14 protein-coding genes and 1 pseudogene are annotated in these 18,423 nt (G+C 75.4%); 9 read left to right on the top strand and 6 right to left on the bottom strand.

Going from position 1 to position 18,423, the window contains the following annotated elements; genetic code table 11:
• The 7 genes and pseudogenes from ADY01_RS18125 to ADY01_RS18155 all read left to right on the top strand — a co-directional run.
• Positions 1-641: pseudogene (locus tag ADY01_RS18125) on the top strand (nitroreductase family protein); the annotation flags it as partial.
• Positions 638-3,385: a lantibiotic dehydratase gene (locus ADY01_RS18130; protein WP_049574191.1), complete on the top strand. Its 2,748-nt coding sequence runs from the start codon at positions 638-640 to the stop codon at positions 3,383-3,385. The pseudogene ADY01_RS18125 and the gene ADY01_RS18130, both read left to right, overlap by 4 nt.
• Positions 3,382-4,431 carry a lantibiotic dehydratase C-terminal domain-containing protein gene (locus ADY01_RS18135; RefSeq protein ID WP_049574196.1) on the top strand — a complete coding sequence of 350 codons (1,050 nt, stop codon included), beginning with the start codon at positions 3,382-3,384 and terminating at the stop codon, positions 4,429-4,431. Before ADY01_RS18130 ends, ADY01_RS18135 begins: the two co-directional genes overlap by 4 nt.
• Before the next feature lie 5 nt (positions 4,432-4,436).
• Complete coding sequence (locus tag ADY01_RS18140; RefSeq protein WP_234320294.1) at positions 4,437-5,561, top strand: peptidase M50; 1,125 nt, start codon at positions 4,437-4,439, stop codon at positions 5,559-5,561.
• Between the two features lie 68 nt (positions 5,562-5,629).
• Entirely contained in the window at positions 5,630-6,568 is a 939-nt protein-coding gene (locus tag ADY01_RS18145; protein ID WP_049574201.1) for an ABC transporter ATP-binding protein, read from the top strand.
• Positions 6,565-7,320, top strand: a complete 756-nt coding sequence (locus ADY01_RS18150; protein ID WP_049574203.1) for an ABC transporter permease — start codon at positions 6,565-6,567, stop codon at positions 7,318-7,320. The genes ADY01_RS18145 and ADY01_RS18150 overlap by 4 nt, the downstream gene beginning before the upstream one ends.
• Positions 7,317-9,251, top strand: coding sequence for a TOMM precursor leader peptide-binding protein (locus ADY01_RS18155; RefSeq protein WP_049574206.1), 1,935 nt, complete (start codon positions 7,317-7,319; stop codon positions 9,249-9,251). Before ADY01_RS18150 ends, ADY01_RS18155 begins: the two co-directional genes overlap by 4 nt.
• A 128-nt stretch (positions 9,252-9,379) precedes the next feature.
• On the opposite strand, the gene ADY01_RS18160 is transcribed toward ADY01_RS18155, so the two are convergent.
• Positions 9,380-9,556 carry a thiazolylpeptide-type bacteriocin gene (locus tag ADY01_RS18160; RefSeq protein ID WP_049574209.1) on the bottom strand — a complete coding sequence of 59 codons (177 nt, stop codon included), beginning with the start codon at positions 9,554-9,556 and terminating at the stop codon, positions 9,380-9,382.
• A 194-nt stretch (positions 9,557-9,750) separates the two neighbouring features.
• Here ADY01_RS18160 and ADY01_RS18165 point away from each other — a divergent pair, with 194 nt between their 5' ends.
• Positions 9,751-11,112, top strand: a complete 1,362-nt coding sequence (locus ADY01_RS18165) for an amidohydrolase (RefSeq protein WP_049574213.1) — start codon at positions 9,751-9,753, stop codon at positions 11,110-11,112.
• On the opposite strand, the gene ADY01_RS18170 is transcribed toward ADY01_RS18165, so the two are convergent.
• The 4 genes from ADY01_RS18170 to ADY01_RS18185 all read right to left on the bottom strand — a co-directional run bounded on the left by ADY01_RS18170 (position 11,073) and on the right by ADY01_RS18185 (position 15,763).
• Complete coding sequence (locus ADY01_RS18170) at positions 11,073-12,077, bottom strand: helix-turn-helix domain-containing protein (protein ID WP_049574228.1); 1,005 nt, start codon at positions 12,075-12,077, stop codon at positions 11,073-11,075. The two genes, ADY01_RS18165 and ADY01_RS18170, sit on opposite strands and share 40 nt — an antisense overlap.
• A 185-nt stretch (positions 12,078-12,262) precedes the next feature.
• On the bottom strand, positions 12,263-13,207 hold the full coding sequence (locus ADY01_RS18175; RefSeq protein ID WP_049574231.1) for an aminoglycoside phosphotransferase family protein: 945 nt from the start codon (positions 13,205-13,207) through the stop codon (positions 12,263-12,265).
• Positions 13,208-13,475: 268 nt separating this feature from the next.
• The gene (locus ADY01_RS18180; RefSeq protein WP_049574216.1) at positions 13,476-14,366 is read right to left on the bottom strand and encodes a terpene synthase family protein; all 891 of its coding nucleotides are present in this window, start codon (positions 14,364-14,366) and stop codon (positions 13,476-13,478) included.
• The gene (locus ADY01_RS18185) at positions 14,363-15,763 is read right to left on the bottom strand and encodes a cytochrome P450 (RefSeq protein WP_049574219.1); all 1,401 of its coding nucleotides are present in this window, start codon (positions 15,761-15,763) and stop codon (positions 14,363-14,365) included. The genes ADY01_RS18180 and ADY01_RS18185 overlap by 4 nt, the downstream gene beginning before the upstream one ends.
• Before the next feature lie 177 nt (positions 15,764-15,940).
• Between ADY01_RS18185 and ADY01_RS18190 the strand changes: the two genes are divergently transcribed.
• Positions 15,941-17,143: a macrolide family glycosyltransferase gene (locus ADY01_RS18190; protein WP_049574222.1), complete on the top strand. Its 1,203-nt coding sequence runs from the start codon at positions 15,941-15,943 to the stop codon at positions 17,141-17,143.
• 38 nt (positions 17,144-17,181) lie between these two features.
• Here the strand turns inward: ADY01_RS18190 and ADY01_RS18195 are convergent, their stop codons facing one another.
• On the bottom strand, positions 17,182-18,387 hold the full coding sequence (locus ADY01_RS18195; RefSeq protein ID WP_049574225.1) for a metal-dependent hydrolase family protein: 1,206 nt from the start codon (positions 18,385-18,387) through the stop codon (positions 17,182-17,184).
• Positions 18,388-18,423 lie beyond the last annotated feature (36 nt).

Consider the following 18,423-nt stretch of genomic DNA (forward strand, 5'->3'; position numbering starts at 1 on the left):
GGGCGAGGATGTGCGACTGCCGCCGCCCGCGCCCCTCGACGCCGATGTGCGCACGGCGCTGCGGCGGCGGCGCAGCAGCTTCGGCCGGTTCGCGGCGCTGCGCCCGGTCGCCGGCGGGCCAGCTGTCCGCCGCGCTGGCCGCCGCCGTCGCGGGAAGCCGCCTGGGCGGGGACGGCGGGCGGGCGGGCGCCGACGCGCTGGTCTCGCTCTACGCCTTCGTCAACCACGCCGAGGGGGTGCCGCCGGGGGCGTACGCCTACCTGCCCGAGCGGGGGGCGCTGCGCCCGGTCGCCGGCGGGCCGCCGGGCCCGTTCCTCCAGAAGAACTACTTCCTCGCCAACTACAACCTGGAGCAGGCGGGCGCGGTCCTGGTGCCGACCATCCGCACGCACGCGGTGCTCGACGCGGTCGGCGACCGCGGCTACCGCCTGGTCAACGCGGTGATCGGCTCGATCGCGCAGGCCACCTACACCGCCTCGGCGGCCCTCGGGCTCGGCTGCGGCGTGGCGCTCGGCTTCGACAACATCGCCTACCGCGAGGAGCTCGGCCTGCTCGCCACCGACGAGGCGCCGCTGCTGATCATGATGATCGGCAACGAGCGCCCCGCCCCCGCCGACTTCCGTTTCGAGATCGTCCGATGAGCGCGCCCGAGTGGGAGATCGGCCCGCTCTTCACGGCGCGGATCGCGGGGCTGCCGATGGACGCGGCGCGGCGGCTGCGCTCTCCCGGCGCGCGCCGCTGGGCGGACGAGGTGCTGGACGCGTCGGCGCGGCTGACGGCGGACGGGAGCCGGCTCGGCGACCTGCTGCACGGCCTGGTCGGCGGGCTGGAGGACGGCGCGGCCCGGCGCACGCTGCTGCGCCTGCGCCGGGAGGTGTTCAACAACCGGCCGCCCACCGACCCCGACGGCGCCCTGGCCCTGGTGACGGGGCTCGACCCGGCGGCGGGCGCCGAGCTGGACCGGTGGATCGAGGGCCGCGGGCGGCTGGCGGAGCGGGAGGCAGCGGGCGAGGCGCTGCTGGCCGCCCAAGGGGAGCGCACCAGGGCGGAGCTGCGCAGGCTGGCCGCCGGGCGGCCCCTGCGGGACGGGCTGCTGCTGGCCTCGCCCGCGCTGGACGCCCAGCTGGACGCCTGGCTCGCCGCGCCACCCGGGCGCCAGGACAAGCGCACCCGCAAGATGGAGCGCTCGCTGCTCGCCTACCTGTACCGGACGGCGTGCAAGACCAGCCCGTTCAGCTCGTTCACGGCCGTGGCGCTCGGGGAGTTCGGCGAGTTCGGGGAGTTCGGGGAGCACTCCGGGGCGGGCCCCGGGGCGCTGCGCACCGCGGGGCCCTGGGTCAGCCACCCGCGGCTCAACGTGCTGGCGCTGGGCCGGGTGGTGCGGGCGATCGTCGCCGACCGGGCCCGCCGGGCGGACCTGCCCGTGAGCCCGGCCCCGGGCTGGGGCCGCGACGAGGACCGGGTGCGCTACGTGCGGCGCTGGGTGACGGCGGGCGACGACGACACGGCCGTCACGTTCGACACCGTGAAGGACCGGCTGTTCTTCCTGCGCCGCAGCGGCGCCCTGGACCGGATGCTCGACTTCTTCGCCGCCCGTCCCGCCCCCAGGTACGGGGAGCTGGCCGCGTGGCTGGCGGCGGAGCGGGGCGCCTCCCCCGCCGAGACCGAGGAGTACCTCGCCGCGCTGCTCGACGTCGGCATGGTGCGGGTGCCGTCGCTGACGGTCGGCGCCCATGACACCGACCCGCTGGGGGCGCTCCAGCGCTCCCTGCGCTCCCTCGGCCGGGCGTGGGCGGACCGCACCGCCGACGCGCTGGAGGGGCCGCTCGCCTGCCTGGCCCGTTACCCGGAGGCGGACCCCGCCGGGCGCCGCGCGCTGCTGGCCGAGCTGCGCGACCGGCTGGCCGCCGTGCAGCGGGACCTGGGAGCCGAGGAGCCGCGCGTGCCGCGCACGGTGCTGTACGAGGACGTCGTCGCCCCGCGGGTCGCCGCCGACCGCGAGCGGTGGCACGAGACGCTGGCGGGACCGCTGCGCTCGATCGAACGGGTGCTGCCCGCGTTCGACCTGACCCTGCCCCAACGCCTCACGTTCAAGGGCTTCTTCCTGGCCCGGCACGGCCTGGGCGGGCGCTGCGAGGATCTGCTGCGGCTGATCAACGACTTCCACGAGGACTTCTTCGACCAGTACCTCTCCTTCGCCGCGCGCCGCACCCGCTTCGACGCGGCGGGGGCGTACGTGCCCGAGGAGAACTGGCTCGGACTGCCCCAGCTGAAGTCGCTGGACGCCGCCCGGCAGGCGTTCATCGCGGGGATGCGCCGGGCCTGGGCCGGGCACGCGCCCGCCGCGGCCGGCGGCGATCCGGGCGAACTGGCCCTGGACGAGCGTCTGCTGGCGGAGGTCGCGGCCGAGCTCACCGGCCTCGACCCGGGCCCGGTGCTCCACAGTCACCATGTGCAGCTCGCCGGGCGGCGGGGCGGCGAGGACGCGCCCCTCGTCGTCCTCAACCGCTCCTACGGCGGCCTCTCGTTCCCGTTCAGCCGCTTCACGCACTGCTTCGACGGCGGCCCCGGGCTCTCGCTCTCGGACCGGCTGCGGGCGCGCGCCGATGAACTCCAGCCCGAGGGCGCGGTCTTCGCCGAGGTCACCGGCGGGCCCGTGACCAGCAACCTCAATCTGCACGGGCGGCTGACCGACTGGGAGATCGTCTGTCCCGGCGAGACGAGCTCCGTGCCCGCCGACCGCCAACTGCGCCTGGACGAGCTGGTGATCGAGCACGACGCCGACGCCGACCGGCTGGTGCTGCGCGCGCCCCGCCTCGGCGTCGAGGTCATCCCCGTCTACCTCGGCTATCTGGTGCCGCTCGCCCTGCCGGAGGTCCCCCGCACCCTGCTGCTGCTCTCCCCCACCTCCATGGCACCGCTGGACGTCTGGGGCGGGATCCCCGAGAGCGAGCCGCACCACGGCGTCACCCGCCGCCCCCGGGTCACCCACGGGCGGCTCGTGCTCGCGCGACGGAGCTGGAGCGCCCCGGCCTCGGCGCTGCCGCTGCGCGCGCCGGGCACCGGCGAGGCGGAGTGGTTCCTCGGCTGGCACCGCTGGCGGCGCGAACAGCACGTGCCCGAGCGGGTGTTCGCCACCGTGGCGGACGGCGGCGGCCGGGGCGCGACCGGCGCCAAGCCGCACTATGTCGACTTCGACAGCCCGCTCTCGCTGGCCGCGTTCGAGGGACTGCTGAAGGACGCGCGGGCCCGGGTGGTGCTGCGCGAGGCCCTGCCCGACGAGAACGGTCCCGGCACCGTGGCGGGTGACGGCGCCCATGTGACCGAGCTGGCCGTGGAGACCGTGACGCGCCGCCCCTCCCCTCCCCAAGGAGACGCCTCGTGAACCCCACCGGCGGCTGGCAGGCCGTCCACATCCACTACGCCGCCAACCCGCGCCCGTTGCTGCTGAGTTGCGTCCGGCCGCTGATCGCCGAGCTGTCGGCCGACGGGCTGCTGGCGGGGCACTTCTTCATCAACTACTGGCTGGAGGGCCCCCATGTGCGGCTGCGGCTGAAGGCGTCGGCCCCGGAGGCCGAGGCCGAGGTGCGGCGGCGCGCGGAGGCCGCGATCGACGCCTTCCTCGCCGCGCGGCCCGCGCTCTACGAGGTGGACTCGGGCTTCCTCAACGACTTCTACAACCAGCTCTTCGACATCGAGTTCCCCGGCGCCGAGCGCGCCGCCCACCTGGACGGGGCGGGCCGCATGCGGCTGCGCCCCAACAACTCCCGGCACTGGACGCGGTACGAGCCCGAGTACGGCAAGTACGGCGGCCCGGAGGGGATCGCGCTGGCCGAGTGGCACTTCAGGCACTCCAGCGACCTGGTGATCGACGCGCTCGCCACCAAGAACCTGCACCTGAGGACCGTGCTGCTCGGCACCTCCGCCCAGCTGATGCTGGTGATGGCCTCCCGCTTCGTCCCCGGCGACGAGGCGCTGGCCGACTACCTGGACAGCTACTACGCGTTCTGGCACGCGGCGTTCCCCGGGACCGGGTTCATCGGCTCGACCGAGTACGAGCGCAAGGCCGACGAGGTCGGCGGCGACCTGGCCCGCTGGTACGGCAGGATCCGCGCGTCGATGGGCGAGAGCGGCGAGAGCGGCGAGGGCGGCTCCGGGCGGCTGCCCGCCTTCCTGGCCCGCTGGGCGGAGCACTGCGGCGAACTCCGCGACCGGGTCGTCGCGTTGGCGGACCGGGGGGCGCTGGTGTTCCGCTCCTGGGACGGCGACCACGACGAGCAGGTCACCGACCGGGACGAGGCGCTGGTCCGGCTCCTCTCGCCCTATCTGCACATGACCAACAACCGGCTGCACGCCACCATCCAGGACGAGGCGTACCTCGCCCATGTCCTGGGGCGCGCGGTGCGGCGGCCCGCGCGGACCGGGGGGTGAGGCCGGTGACGGCGCTGGCGGGCCTGCGGCCCCGGCTGCGGCCCGAGGTGCTGATCAGCGAGCCGCTGCTGCACGGCCCCAGGACCGTGCACCTGGTCAAGGACCCCGTCAGCGGCCGGTCGTTCGAGGTCGGGCCGCGCGAGCGGTTCCTGATGAGCCGGCTCGACGGGGCGCGGACGCTGGCGGAGGCCGGCGAGGAGTACGCGGGCGCGTTCGGCAAGCGGCTGGCGGACGACCACTGGCGGCGGCTGCTCGCGCTGCTCGGCGGCCGGGGCCTGCTGGTGGCGGAGGGCGCCGCCGCCGCGCCTTCCCCCGCCCCCGGGGAGAGCGAGCCCCGGAACGGGCCGCCGAAGGGGCCGCGGAACGGGCCGCTGCGCGGCAGCGTCCGCCTGGTCGCCGACGCGCACGCCACGGCCACCCGCCTGCACCGCGTGGCCGGGTTCCTGCTGCGCGGCCCCTGGCCCGCCGCCCTCCTGGTCCTGGTCGCCGCCGTGGAGACGGTGCTGGTGCTGCGCCTCGGGGAGCTTCTGGACGGCGCCGCCCGGGTGTTCGGCAACCCGGTGTTGCTGGTCGGGGTGGCCACGCTGCTGTGGCTCTCCACCGCGCTGCACGAACTCGCGCACGGGGTGGCCGCCCGGCACTACGGCGGCCGGGTCGGCGAGATCGGGCTCCGCTGGCGGCTGCCGGTGATCATGATGTACTGCACCGTCGACAACTACCCCTACCTCTCGGTCCGTCGCCACCGCGTCGTCGTCGCCGCGGCGGGCGCGGTGACCAACGTGCTGTTCCTGGTGCCGTTCTTCGCCTGGTGGCTGGCGGCCCCCGAGGGGGCGACGCGCGAGGCGCTGGCGGGGCTGCTGTTCCTCGGCAGCCTCCAGGCCCTGGCGATGCTCGTCCCGCTGCCACCGCTCGACGGCTACACCATCGTCGGCCAGATGCTCGGCGTGACCCGGCTCGCCGAGTCGAGCCGCGGCTACCTGGCCCTGGTCCTGCGCAGGGACCCGGCCGCCGCGGCCTATCCGCGCCGCGCCAGGCTGGCCTACACGGCGTACGGCGCCTGCGCGGTGCTCGCCGCCGCGCTGCTGCTCACGGCGCTGGCCCTGCTGACCACCGCCCTGCTGACCACCTAGAGAAGCGCCGGGCGCGGGCGCCCGGCGGTACGCCCGGCGCCCACGCCGGGGAGAGAAGGAGAGACGACGTGTCCCGCACAGCTGGACCAGCCCCCGGCCAGGAGGCGCCCCCGGCGGTCGTCCTGGACGGGGTGCGCAAGCACTACGGCGCCACCCGGGCGGTGGACGGCGTCTCGTTCACCGTGGCCACCGGCGAGTTCTTCGGGCTGCTCGGCCCCAACGGCGCGGGCAAGACCACCCTCGTCGAGATCATGGAGGGGCTGCGCCGGGCCGACGGCGGCACCGTCACCGTCCTGGGCGCCCGCCCCTGGCCCCGCGACCGCGCGCTCCTCCCCCGCCTCGGGGTGCAGACGCAGTCCTCGGCGTTCTTCGTCCGGCTCACCGCCCGCGAGCACCTGGCGACCGTCGCCGCGCTCTACCGCGCCGAACCGGCCGCCGTGGACCGCACGCTGGACCTGGTCGGCCTCACCGAGCACGCGGGGACCAGGGTCGAGAACCTCTCCGGCGGGCAGCGGCAGCGCCTGGCCATCGCCTCCGCGCTGGTGCACGGGCCGGAGCTGCTGTTCCTCGACGAGCCGACCGCCGCCCTGGACCCGCAGGCGCGCCGGGCGCTGTGGCGGGTGCTGCGCGGCCTCAAGGGCGCGGGCCGCACCATCGTCTACACCACCCACCACCTGGACGAGGCCGAGGCGCTGTGCGACCGGGTCGCCATCATGGCGGGCGGGCGCGTCACCGCGCTGGACTCGCCGAACCGGCTGATCGCGGGCAGCTCACCGACCACGCGGCTCCTCGTTCCGGCGGAACGCCTCACCGTGGAGGAGGCGCGGGGGCTGCCCGGCGTGATCCGGGTGGTCCTCGACGGCGACGCGGTGGTCCTGGAGACCGAGGACGCGGGCCCGCTGCTCGCCGCCGTGGAGAAGATCGCGGGCCTGCACGGCGTGCAGACCCGCACCGCGACACTGGAGGACGTCTACCTCCGGCTCACCGAACGGAGCACCACGCCATGAGCGCCTACAGCGCGCTGCGGGAGGCCGGCTACCGGGCGTACACCCGGGACAGGACCACCCTCTTCTTCACCTTCGCCTTCCCCCTGCTCTTCCTGGTGGTCTTCGGGCTGATCTTCAGCGGTCAGGACGTCGAGGAGAGCGGCCGGCCCTACATCAGCTACATCGCCCCCGGCGTGCTGTCCTGGGGGGTGGCCAACGCGGCGGTCTTCGGCGTCGCGTTCACGCTGATGCAGTGGCGCCGCGACGACATCCTGCGGCTGATCCGGATGACGCCGACGCCGCTGTCGGCGGTGCTCGGCTCGCGGTTCGCGCTGGCGCTGGGGATCGGCGTCGTGCAGGCCGTGCTGTTCGTGGCGGTCGCGGTGCTGCCCGCGTTCGGCCTGTCCGTGTCGGGGCGCTGGCCGCTCGCGGTGCCGCTGCTGGTGCTGGGGATCACCGCGTTCCTCGCGCTCGGCGCGATCGTCGGCTCGTTCACCACCACGCCGGAGGCGGTGGCCGCGGTCGCCAACTTCCTGATGGTGCCGATGGCGTTCCTCTCCGGTTCGTTCTACCCGCTGGACGCGATGCCGGAGTGGATGCGGGCGCTGTCGTGGGTCCTGCCGCTGCGGCACCTCAACGACGGGGTCTCCGCCGCCCTGACCGGCTCGGGCGACCTGGGGGACATCGCCGTCGGGGCGGGTGGACTCGCCGCGTTCGCCGTGGTCTTCGGCGTGGCGGCGGTGCGCTGCTTCCGCTGGAGCGACCGCACATGACGGCGGCCACGGCCGCCGGGGGACCGGCGCCGTTGGCGCGGTCGGCGCCGTTGGAGGCCGGAAGCGCCCTGCTCCAGCGGGAGTTGGAGCGCCGGTGGCGGGCGGAGGGGTGTTCGGGGCCCGCCCCGGTCGTGGTGGGTCTCGGCGCGGCCGACGCGCTGGGCGGGGGCCGCGACCCCGACGGCGCGCGACGCCCGGCCGCCACCGTCCACCTCAGCGCGCGGGCCGTCCTCGTCGGCCCCTGGGGCGGGGCGCGTTCCGGCCCCGCGCCCTGCGGCCGGTGCCTCGCCATGCGGTGGCAGCGGCTGCGCACCCGCTCCGAACGGGAGGCCCTCGAAGGCGCGTTCGCCCCCGAGGGCGGCGCCGAGTGGCCGGTGCTGACCGCGCACGCCGTGGACGCGGTCTGGGCTGCCCGCTGCGCGGTGCGGGAACGCGCCACCCCCGACGGCCTGGCCCGGGTCACCCGCGTGGACCTGGCGACGCTGGCCCTGGTGACCTTCCCGCTGCTGCCCGAGCCGCTGTGCCCGCACTGCGCGAGGCCGCGCCCGGACACCGCGGAGGGCGCCGCGATGGCGCTGACGCCGACGCGAAAGCCGGACCCGGGCACCTACCGGACCAGGCCACCGGGCTCGTACCCGCTGCCCGAGGCGGCGCTGGCCAACCCGGTCTGCGGCGTGCTCGGCGCGCGCACCCACCTCAACCCCGCGTCCACCACCACCGCCCCGGTCTCCGGCTCCCACTTCGTGCGCGGCTACGCCGGTCTGACCGACGTCACCTGGAGCGGGCAGGCCGACAGCTACGCGGCCAGCCGCACGCTGGCCTATCTGGAGGGCCTGGAACGGTACGCGGGCACGCACGCCCGGCGCGGCCTGATCCCGGTGACCGGTTCCTACCGCGAACTGGTCACCGCCGAGGGCCCCGCGGCGGTGCTCGACCCGGCGCTGTGCGGCTTCTACGCGCCGGAGACCTACCGCGAGGACCCCATGGTCAGCCCGTTCGACCCCGAGCGGGAGATCCCGTGGATCCGGGGGTACTCGCTGCGCGACGCGCGGCCGGTGCTGGTCCCGGCGCGGCTGGTGCACTACAGCGCGGGCGTGAGCGCGGACAACTTCGTCTTCGAATGCTCCAACGGCTGTGCCACGGGCGGCAGTCTGGGTGAGGCGGTCCTCTTCGGGCTGCTGGAGCTGATCGAACGAGACGCGTTCCTGCTGGCCTGGTACGGCCGCCGCCCCCTCACCCGGCTCGACCCGGCCTCGGTCGGCGACCCCGGCGTGCGCGGCATGCTGGACCGGGCCGCGCTGCTCGGCTACGACGTCCGCGCCTTCGACACCCGGGGCGACCTGCCGGTCCCCGTGGTCACCGGGCTCGCCGTGCGGCGGGACGGCGGCCCCGGTCTGCTGTCCTTCGGCGCGGCGGCGGGCTTCGACCCGGGGCGGGCGATGGCCGACGCGCTCAGCGAGGTCCTCACCTACATCCCGCACCTGCCGTTCCAGGTGGCCGAACGCCGGGCCGAACTCGACCTGATGGCCGAGGACTTCGGCCTGGTGCGGAAGCTCCAGGACCATGCGCAGCTCTACGGGCTGCCGAGGATGGCGCGTTACGCGGAGACCTTCCTGACCGCGGACGAGCCCCGTCCCGTGCAGGAGGTCTTCGCCGGCTGGGAACGGGTCAGGCCGCGCACCCTCGACCTGCTGGACGACCTGGGGTTCGTGACGGAGGAGTTGGCGCTCGCGGGCCACGACACGATCGCCGTGGACCAGACGACGCCCGAGCAGCGGGCCGTCGGGCTCCACACGGTCGCCACGCTGGTGCCTGGACTGCTGCCGCTCGACTTCGGATGGAACCGTCAGCGGGCGCTCCGCATGCCACGGCTCCGCCGCGTCACGGGCCCCGGAGTCCCGTTCAACCCCGCCCCGCACCCGTTCCCCTGACCCGGCGGCCACCGGCGCGACCGGGCACCACGGCGACGGCGACGGCGACGGCCGAGGGCGGCACGGCAACGCCCCCACCGCGGGTGCACGATGCCCGTGGTGGGGGCGGTCCCTGGGAGCGTGTGGCGTCAGGCGCTACACGAGGTGGTGCTCGTGGTGCTGGAGCAGGTCGAGGTGGAGGAGCAGGAGGTCGAACCGGCGAGCACGACCTCGGCCTCGTCCGAGTAGTCGGAGATCTCGAAGGTCTCCGACTCCAGCTCCAGGATCTCGTCGGCGAGCGTGGACAGCTCGGGCTTGTTGCTCATGGGGACTCCCTCGGGTCGGAGCGGACGCCGGCGGGACCGGCCGTGCCGGGCGGGCACCTCCTCATTCCACCCGCCCCCGCTGGCAGGTGGGCCTCACGCCCGCTCTCACCCCGCTGACACCCGGTGACAGCGGCACGCCGCCGGGCCGCGCCCCCGGGCCGGCACCATGGATGGCCGACAGGAGAGGACCCCCGATGACCAGCCCAGGCGCCCCGCCCGCCCCGCCGGTGGGGCGCGACGTGCTCAGGTCTGCGCTGGAGCTCTACCTCGACCTGCACCTCCACCCCGAGCTGTCCGGCGCCGAGGAGCGCACCGCGGGCCGCCTCGCCGACTGGCTCGCGCGGGACGGCTACACCGTCACCCGCGGCATCGGCGGCCACGGCGTGGCCGGGGTGCTGCGCCGCGGCCCGGGGCCCACGGTGCTGCTGCGGGGCGAACTCGACGCGCTGCCGCTGGCCGAGGAGACGGGCCTGCGCTACGCCAGCACCGTGCCCGGGGTGATGCACGCCTGCGGGCACGACCTGCACCTCGCGGCGCTGGCGGGCGCCGCCCGCGCCCTGGCCCGGCCCGTGCGGGGGCGCGCCGGACCCGCCGGAACGATCGTGGTCGTCGGGCAGCCCGCCGAGGAGACCCTTCAGGGCGCGCGGGCGATGCTCGCCGACGGGCTGTACGAGCGGTGCGGCACGCCGGACGCGGCGCTGGCCCAGCACACCGCGCCGCTCCCCGCGGGGACGGTCGCGCACGGCCGGGGCCCGCTGCTCGCGGGCAGCAGGGCGCTGGACGCGGTGCTGCACGGCACCGGCGGCCACGCGGGCGCCCCGCACCTGACGGTGGACCCCGTGGTGGCCGCGGCGGCGGCCGTGCTCAGGCTCCAGGCCGTGGTCTCCCGCGAGACCGCCCCGGCCGAGCAGGCGGTCCTCACGGTCGGCAGGCTCCGCGCGGGCGAGCGCAGCAACGTGGTGCCCGACCGGGCCGAACTCGGCCTCAGCCTCCGGGCGTTCAGCGACGCGACGCTCGCACGTCTCGACGAGGCGGTCCGCCGGGTGATCACGGCCGAGAGCGAGGCGTCGCGCTGCCCGGAGCCGCCCCGCTTCGACCTGGTCTCCTCCTCACCGCCGCTGGTGCCCGACGCCGCCCTGGCCGAGGCGGTCGGAACCGGCCACGCCGAGGCGTTCGGCGCGGGCCGGGTGGCCCGCTGGACGCCGGCCACCGCGACGGAGGACTTCGCCTGGTTCGGCCCCGCGGGCGCGGCCCTGCACGGGGGCGAGGACGTCAGGCTCGCCTACTGGATGCTGGGCACCGTGAGCCCCGCGCAGTGGCGCGCGGCCCAGGAGACACAGGAGACGCAGGAGACCCGGGGGACCCAGCGGAACGGGATGGTGCCGGGGAACCACTCCCCCGCCTTCGCCCCCGAGGTGCGGACCGCGCTGCCCACCGGGATCCAGGCGCTCACCCGTGCCGTCGAGACCACCCTGCGCCACCTCGCGCCGCCGGGCGGCGAGGGGGGGAACGGCGGTCAGAGCCAGCCGCGTTCACGGGCCAGCAGCGCGGCCTGAGCCCGCGTGGACGCGCCGAGCCGACGCATCAGGTCGGCGATATGGCGGCGGTAGGTGCGCACCGAGACGCCGAGGTCACGGGCGCCCGTCTCGTCCTTGCCCACCGTGCACATCAGGGTGAGCACCTGCAACTCCGCTGTGGACAGGCCGACTTCGGTCCCGGCCGGGCCGCTCAGCTCGACCGAGACATCCTCGGCCTGGTCCCATATCTTCTCGAACAGGCCGACCATGCTGGTCAGCAGCACCCCGCCGTGCACCAGCAGCGCGCCGCGGCCGATGTCGCACGGGTCCTGCGGCATCAGCGCGGCCTTCCCGTCGTAGGCCACGACGTGGAACGACACCTCGGGGGCCACGCGGATCCTGGCGCCGTGCGTGGCGAGCTCCGCGAGACGGGTCCGGGCGGGCGCGTGGTCGAGGGCCGAGGCGAGGACGACCATCCGCCGGCGCACCCCCCGGCGCAGCGCCCGCAGGTCGAGCGCCCGCAGATGGCCCGACTGCTCCGAGGTGACATCCGGGCGCGGCTCGACGGAGAGGATCTCCTCACGCGCGAAGAACGTCAGGTCCTCCATGCGGCCGCTGATCTCGGGCCACCCGCCGAGCTGTTCCACCGAGGGGCGCGTCCCGGCGCCGCCCGCGTCCGCCACGGCAGGCTCGGGGCGGCTCTCCGCCCGCAGCGCCGCCACGATGTGCTGGGAGCGGGTGATGCGCCGCACCTCCTCGTAGAGGTGCTGGAGGCGCAGCTCGGTCAGGCGCGCCACCGCGATCTCGGGATCCGCCGGCGTCAGGCACTCCGGCGGATCCCCGGGTCTGAGCAGGCGCAGGCGCAGCAGGCGGCCCAGCGCCTCGCCGGCCGTCTCCCGCTCGATGTCCAGGGTCAGATGCAGGTCGGTGGCGATGCTGTTGGGATGGCGCAGGAAGTGCCGGTAGACCAGCTCCTCCGACTGGGAGACCCCGAGGACAGCCATCTCGTTCGCCTGCACGACCGACCTTCCGTGGTGGGGGACTGTGGCAGGGCACAGAGTAAGGGCTGAGTGTGCCCCACCGGTGGCCGAGAACCGATGGTTTACTTCCCGGTCATCTCCTCGTGTGAACGCGATGCGGACGGCCAACGCCCCGCCCGGGGGCCGATCGTGACGGTGCGCGGGGATATTCACCGAACGTTCGCCCCGGCCCCTTCCTCGCGCCGGCGATCCGCGAGGACCTCGCGGATCACATGCCGGGCGTTGGCGGCGATGCCCGGGTTGGTCCCGTGGTAGTAGGGGAGCTGGATGAGCGCCATGGACAGCGCCAGGCCACGCCCGCGGGCCCAGGTGGCGTCGTCCACGCCGAGGGCGTCGCGGAAGGCGGCCCGCGCCCCGGCCGGGAGCAGATTCCACGCGACGATCAGGTCACAGGCCGGGTCGCCGACGCCCGCCGTGCCGAAGTCGATGACGGCGGCGAGCCGTTGGCCGCCCTCGCCCGGCGCCACCAGCAGGTTGCCCGGCATCAGGTCGGCGTGGAGCCAGACGGGCGGGCCGTCCCACGCGGGCGCGCCCAGCGCCTCCTCCCAGGCGGCGGACGCCGCCTCCGTGTCGGCCATCCCGCCCAGCGCCTCCAGCACCCGCAGCGCGGAACGGGTCTCGGCGTCCTGCTCGGTGAGCGGCCCGCCGCGGTGGGCGGGAGGGCCGTCGGCGGGCTCGATCGCCCGCACCGCCCCGACCAGCGCGGCCAGGTCGGCGGCGAGCGCGCGGGCCCCGCCCAGCGCGCCGGGACCGGCGAGAGCGGCCGGGTCCGGGTTCCGCCCGGGAAGCCAGCGGTGGACGGTCCACGGCAGCGGGTACTCCCCCGTCGGCGCCCCCTCGCCCAGGACGGTCGGCACGGGCACCGGGAGCAGCGGGGCGAGCCGCGGCAGCAGCAGCCGCTCCCGCGCCACGTCCCCGGCGGCGCCGGGCGTCAGCGGCAGCCGCACCGACATGGTGGCGCCCAGCCGGAACATGGCGTTGACGGTCCCCGAGGAGACGACCGCCCGCACCGGCAGCCCCGCCCACCGGGGGAACCGCCCGGCGATCAGGCGCCGCACCAGCGGGACATCGACGTCCAGCTGGTCGGCGTGCATCTTCGCAGCGTTCTCCGTGTTCCCCGCGTTATCCACGTTCTCCGTGTTCCCCGCGTTCCCCGCGTTCTCCGCGCGCATGAGCGCCCCTCCGTGATGCCGCGCCGCCGCTCCGGCGCGAGGGAGTCGGTCCGCGCGCCGCCCGCGTCCGCGGCGTGGAGCAGCCGCCGGGTCGGGCCTGTCCTGCCGGCGGCGCCGGTCAGTACAGCAGAGGGCTCCCCCGGGGGCAATCGACTTCCCGGGGGAGCCAGGTGGCCGCGGGCACGGCCTCTCAGACGGAGTCGGCGTACCGGCGGGTGTTCCCGGCCCAGGCGTGGACGCCGATGACGAGCTGGCGCGTGCCCGCGAGGTACCACCGGGCCTCGGGGTACCGGGGGGCGAGACGCTCGCGGAGGTTCTCGCTGTCGGCCATCAGGCGGCGGATGTGGGCCCTGACGGCGGCGATGGACTCGGTGCGGGACAGGCCGTGGGTCTGCCGGAGGATCACCACCATGTTGAACGGGTTCTGCGCGCGCTCCTCCCACTCCAGCGAGAACAGGTCGTTGACCAGGGTCGCGGCGTCGGCGGTGTTGGCGCGCAGGCGGCGCAGGTCGGGCTCGGCGCGCAGCCGGGCGGGGATCTCGCTGCCCTGGACCAGCTCCAGCATGTTCATGAACGGGTAGAGGCAGCTCGCGTGGCGGCGGAGCCGGGTGGCCTCGCGCAGGGAGGGCAGGGTGTCGAGGGCGCGGTGGCTGGTCTCGGCGACGAACGTCTCCAGGCAGGTGGCCCACTCCCCCACCGCGTGGCGGCACCACGCGCCGGTCATCGGGCGGCGCTGGCGCTGCCACAGGTCGTGCCAGGCGCGGACCACGCCGTCCTGCGGGCTGCCGGTGACCGCGGGCGGCACGTCGGGGACGGTGAGCACGCGCCTGAACCGGCCGACCAGCCCGCGCGCGCCGGTCACATCGCGGCCGAGCGGCCCGTCGAAGTGGTCGTCCATGATGGTGAACCAGCCGAGGATGTCGACCAGCAGGTCCCGGTCGCCGCCGCGCGCCCCGGGGTAGCTGAGGTCGATCAGGTCCGGCAGGGCGTAGGAGCGGTAGCTCTCCAGGGCGCTCTCGGGGACCAGTTCGTGCCGGACCAGCCAGGCGGCGTGGGGGTCGGCGGGGATCGAGACGGTCATGGGGTCGCCTCCGCGGCTTCCGGGGTGGCGGGGCCGCGGGGGGTGCGCGCGGCGAGCGCCATGGACAGGCCCTGGGCCTGCACGGTCGTCCAGACCACTTCCCTGGCCCGGGAGCCGGCGACCGGGAGCGGCTGCCAGGCGCGCAGCACGGTGGCGGCGACCACGGCCAGCTCGGCCCAGGCGAAGCTCTCGCCGATGCACTTGTGCTTGCCCGCGCCGAACGGCAGGAAGGCGTGGCGCTCCACCGCCCCTCCCCCACCGGCATCCGCGTGCCGGCGGTCGGGGTCGAAGCGCAACGGGTCCCGGTGGTGGGCCGGGTCGCGGTGCACGGCCGTGAGGCTGTACAGCAGCTCGGTGCCCGCGGGGATGCGGTAGGGGCCGAGCGCGACGTCCTTGGCGGCGGTGCGCATCAGGAACGCGTTGGGCGCGTGGAGGCGGGTGACCTCGCGGAGCACGCGGCCGGTGTAGGGCAGCCGCTCCAGGTCCCCGGCCGTCAGCGCGCCGCCGTCCTTCGCCGGTCCGCCGCCGGGCAGCTCGTCCAGCTCGGCCATCACGCGCTCGTACACCCCCGGGTGGCGCAGCAGTTCGTGGAAGAACCAGGTGAGCGTGGTCGAGACGGTCTCGGTGCCCGCCCCGAACATGGTGATCGCCTCGGACCTGACGGCGGCCTCGTCCAGCGGCTCGCCGGTGGACGGGTCGGTGGCGGAGCGGAGCAGGGACAGCAGGGTGCCCTCGCCGTGGTCGCCGCGCACGGCCTGGTCGACCACGTGGTTGAGCACGCGGACGGCGGCGTCGAAGCGGCGGTTGACCGGCAGCGGAAGGCGGCCGAGGAGCGGGTGGGGGTAGAGCGACTGCACGATCTGGCCCTTGACCAGGTCGGGCAGCGCGCGGTGGAAGGCCACGGTGGAGTCCGCCCGCAGCCTGGCGCCGAACAGGGCGCGGGTGACGATCTCCAGGGCGAGGTGGTTCATCTCGCGGGCGACGTCGATGACTTGTCCGTGGTGCCAGCGGGCGACGCGCTCGCGCGTGACCTGCTCGATGACGGGCACGTAGGCGGCGACGCGCTCGGCGGCGAACGCGGGCTGGAGGGAGCGGCGGCGGTCGCGGTGGGCGATGCCCTCGGACATCAGCAGCCCGTCGCCGAACGCGGTCCTGAGCGTCGACTGCACGGCCCCGCGCGGGCAGTCGTGGGCCAGGCCGACCAGGAGCGTGTGCACGAGGGCGGGGTCGGTGACCACACACACCGTGCGGAAGCCGAGACGGATGCGCACCACCGCGCCCACGCGGGAGAGCGACCCGATGAAGCCGAGCGGATCGCTCAGCAGCGCGGTCGCATGACCCAGCACCGGGACGCGGCCCGGCGCGCAGGGGATCGACCGATGATCGTGGTGGGGCAAAGTGACCGTGTCTCCTCGTGTCCGGGCCCGACACGGAGGAACTTTTCCGCATCAGCCGCCTCTTGAGCCGCAGATCGGCGCAAATCACCAGATGGAGTGAGCGAAACGCCCCTGGGGTGACGAGTTCGGGACAAGCCCTACGATCTCCCCGTCCGATCCACCGATCTACGGGGCCTCATGAGTCACATCGCCATGTTCTCGATCGCCGCCCACGGGCACGTCAACCCGAGTCTGGAACTCATCAGGGAGCTGGCCGCGCGCGGTCACCGCGTCACCTACGCGATCCCCGACCAGGGCGACTTCGTGAGCCTGGTCTCGGGGGCGGGAGCCGAGCCGAGGGTCTACCGCAGCGTGCTGCCGACCGAGGAGGACCCCGACGCCTGGGGCACCGAACTCATCGACAACGTCGAGCCGTTCCTCGACGACGCGATCCAGGCGCTCCCCCAGCTCGCCGCGTTGTACGAGGGCGACGCGCCGGACCTGGTGCTGTACGACATCGCGGCCTACCCGGCGCGGGTGCTCGCCCACCGGTGGGGGGTGCCGATCGTGCAGCTCTCCCCCGCGATGGTGGCCTGGGAGGGGTACGAGACCGAGGTCGGGGAGGGGCTGACCGCCACGATCACGTCCTCGGAGCGGGGCCGCGCCTACTACGCGCGGTGGCGCTCCTGGCTGGACGAGAACGGGCTCGGCGGGATGGACCCCGACCGTTTCATGGGCCGTCCCGACCACAGCCTGGTGATGATCCCGCGGGCGCTCCAGCCCCACGCGGACCGGGTGGACCCGGCGCGTTACACCTTCGTGGGCGCCTGCCAGGGCGACCGCTCGCACCAGGGCGACTGGTCGGCGCCGCCGGAGGCCGGGGACGCCAAGGTGCTGCTGATCTCGCTGGGTTCGACGTTCACCCGGCAGCCGACGTTCTACCGGGCCTGCCTCGACGCGTTCGGCTCGCTGCCCGGCTGGCATGTGGTGCTCCAGTACGGGAAGCACCTGGACCGGGCCGACGTGGGCCCGCTGCCCGCGAACGCGGAGGCGCACCCGTGGGTGCCGCAGCTGGCGATCCTGCGCCGCGCCGACGCGTTCATCACGCACGCGGGCGCCGGGGGCGCGCAGGAGGGCCTGGCCACGGCGACGCCGATGGTCTGTGTCCCGCAGGCGGCCGACCAGTTCGGGAACGCCGAGATCCTTCAGGGGCTCGGGGTGGCCGTTCACCTGCCGATGGAGGAGGCCACCCCGGGGGCGCTGCGGGCGGCGGTGGAGCGGCTGACCACGAGCCCCGGGGTGGCGGCGCGCTGCGCCGAACTGCGGGAGCAGACCCTCGCCGAGGGCGGCACGGCGCGCGCCGCCGACCTGGTGGAGGCGCGGCTGGCCGGATCCGGATGACGCGGGCCGACGCCGGGCCGACCGTGCGTGCGTGCGCGTCAGGCCGGGACGCCGCCGCTGATGACGGTGCGGGGGCGGGCGGGGTCCCAGAGGGCCGCCGGGTCCTCGAACGGGCTCGCGTCGAGGAGGAGCAGGTCGCCGCGGGCGCCGATCCGGACGCGGCCGAGGTCGGGGCGGCCCAGGAGGCGCGCGTTGACGGCGGTGGCCGAGCGCAGGCAGGCCAGCAGGGAGCTCGCCTCGGCCTGGAGGCGCAGCCCGGTCAGCTGGTCGTCCTCCAGGTCGCCCATCAGGTCGGTGCCGAAGCCGACGGGAACGCCCGCGGCGTGGGCGAGTTCGACGGCGTTCCGGCCCGCGTCCAGCACCTCGCGGTTCTTGTCGCGGGCGTAGCCGGGCAGCCCCACCTCGGGGCCGCGCCGGTCCATCGCGTCGTACGCGGCCAGCGTGGGCACGAGGAACGCGCCGCGCTCGGTCATCAGCGCGGCGGTCGGCGCGTCCAGGAGGTTGCCGTGCTCGATCGACCGCACGCCGTTGTCGACGGAGTGGCGGATGGCCTCGGGCGAGTAGGCGTGGGCGGCGACATAGGAGCCGCGGCGGGTCGCCTCCTCGGCGACGGCGGCGACCTCCTCGGGCGCGTACTGGGCGGGCCTGATGGGGTCGGTGGGCGAGACGACGCCGCCCGAGGTCATGATCTTGATGGCGTGGGCCCCGTGCCGGAACCGGTCGCGGACGGCCACTCTGAGGTTGTCGACGCCGTCCACGACCTGGCCCATGTGCCCGCCGTGCAGGCAGATGTCCCGGTCGGCGGGGCGCGCGTCGCCGTGGCCCCCGGTCTGGCTGAGGGCGGGTCCGGTGTAGAGGTAGCGGGGCGCGGGGATGAGCCCGGACTCGATGGCGCGGGCCAGGCCGATGTCGCCCCCGGCCACGTCCCTGACGGTGGTGAAGCCGCGGCGCAGGGCGCGGCGCAGTCGCCGCGCGCCCGCGAGGGCGAGGTAACTGAGCGGGCTGGTCTGGTACTCGACGCCGTGCAGCGAGATGCCGTAGGCGTGGAAGTGCGCGTCGATGAGGCCGGGCAGCAGCGTCCTGCCGCGGGCGTCGATGACGTGGTCGGCGCGGCTGACGGAGTCGCCGAGCTCGGTGACGGTGCCGTCGTGGACGCGCACGGACGCCTCGGTCAGCGCCTCGGACCAGCCGTCGAAGACCAGGGCGTTGAGGACGGTGATGTCGCCTGACCTCGGGATCGTCATCGGGTTCCCTCCATGGCGGGGTCGGGGTCGGGGGCC

The sequence above is a fragment of the Streptomyces sp. SBT349 genome (assembly GCF_001083795.1).
Lineage (GTDB): Bacteria > Actinomycetota > Actinomycetes > Streptomycetales > Streptomycetaceae > Streptomyces.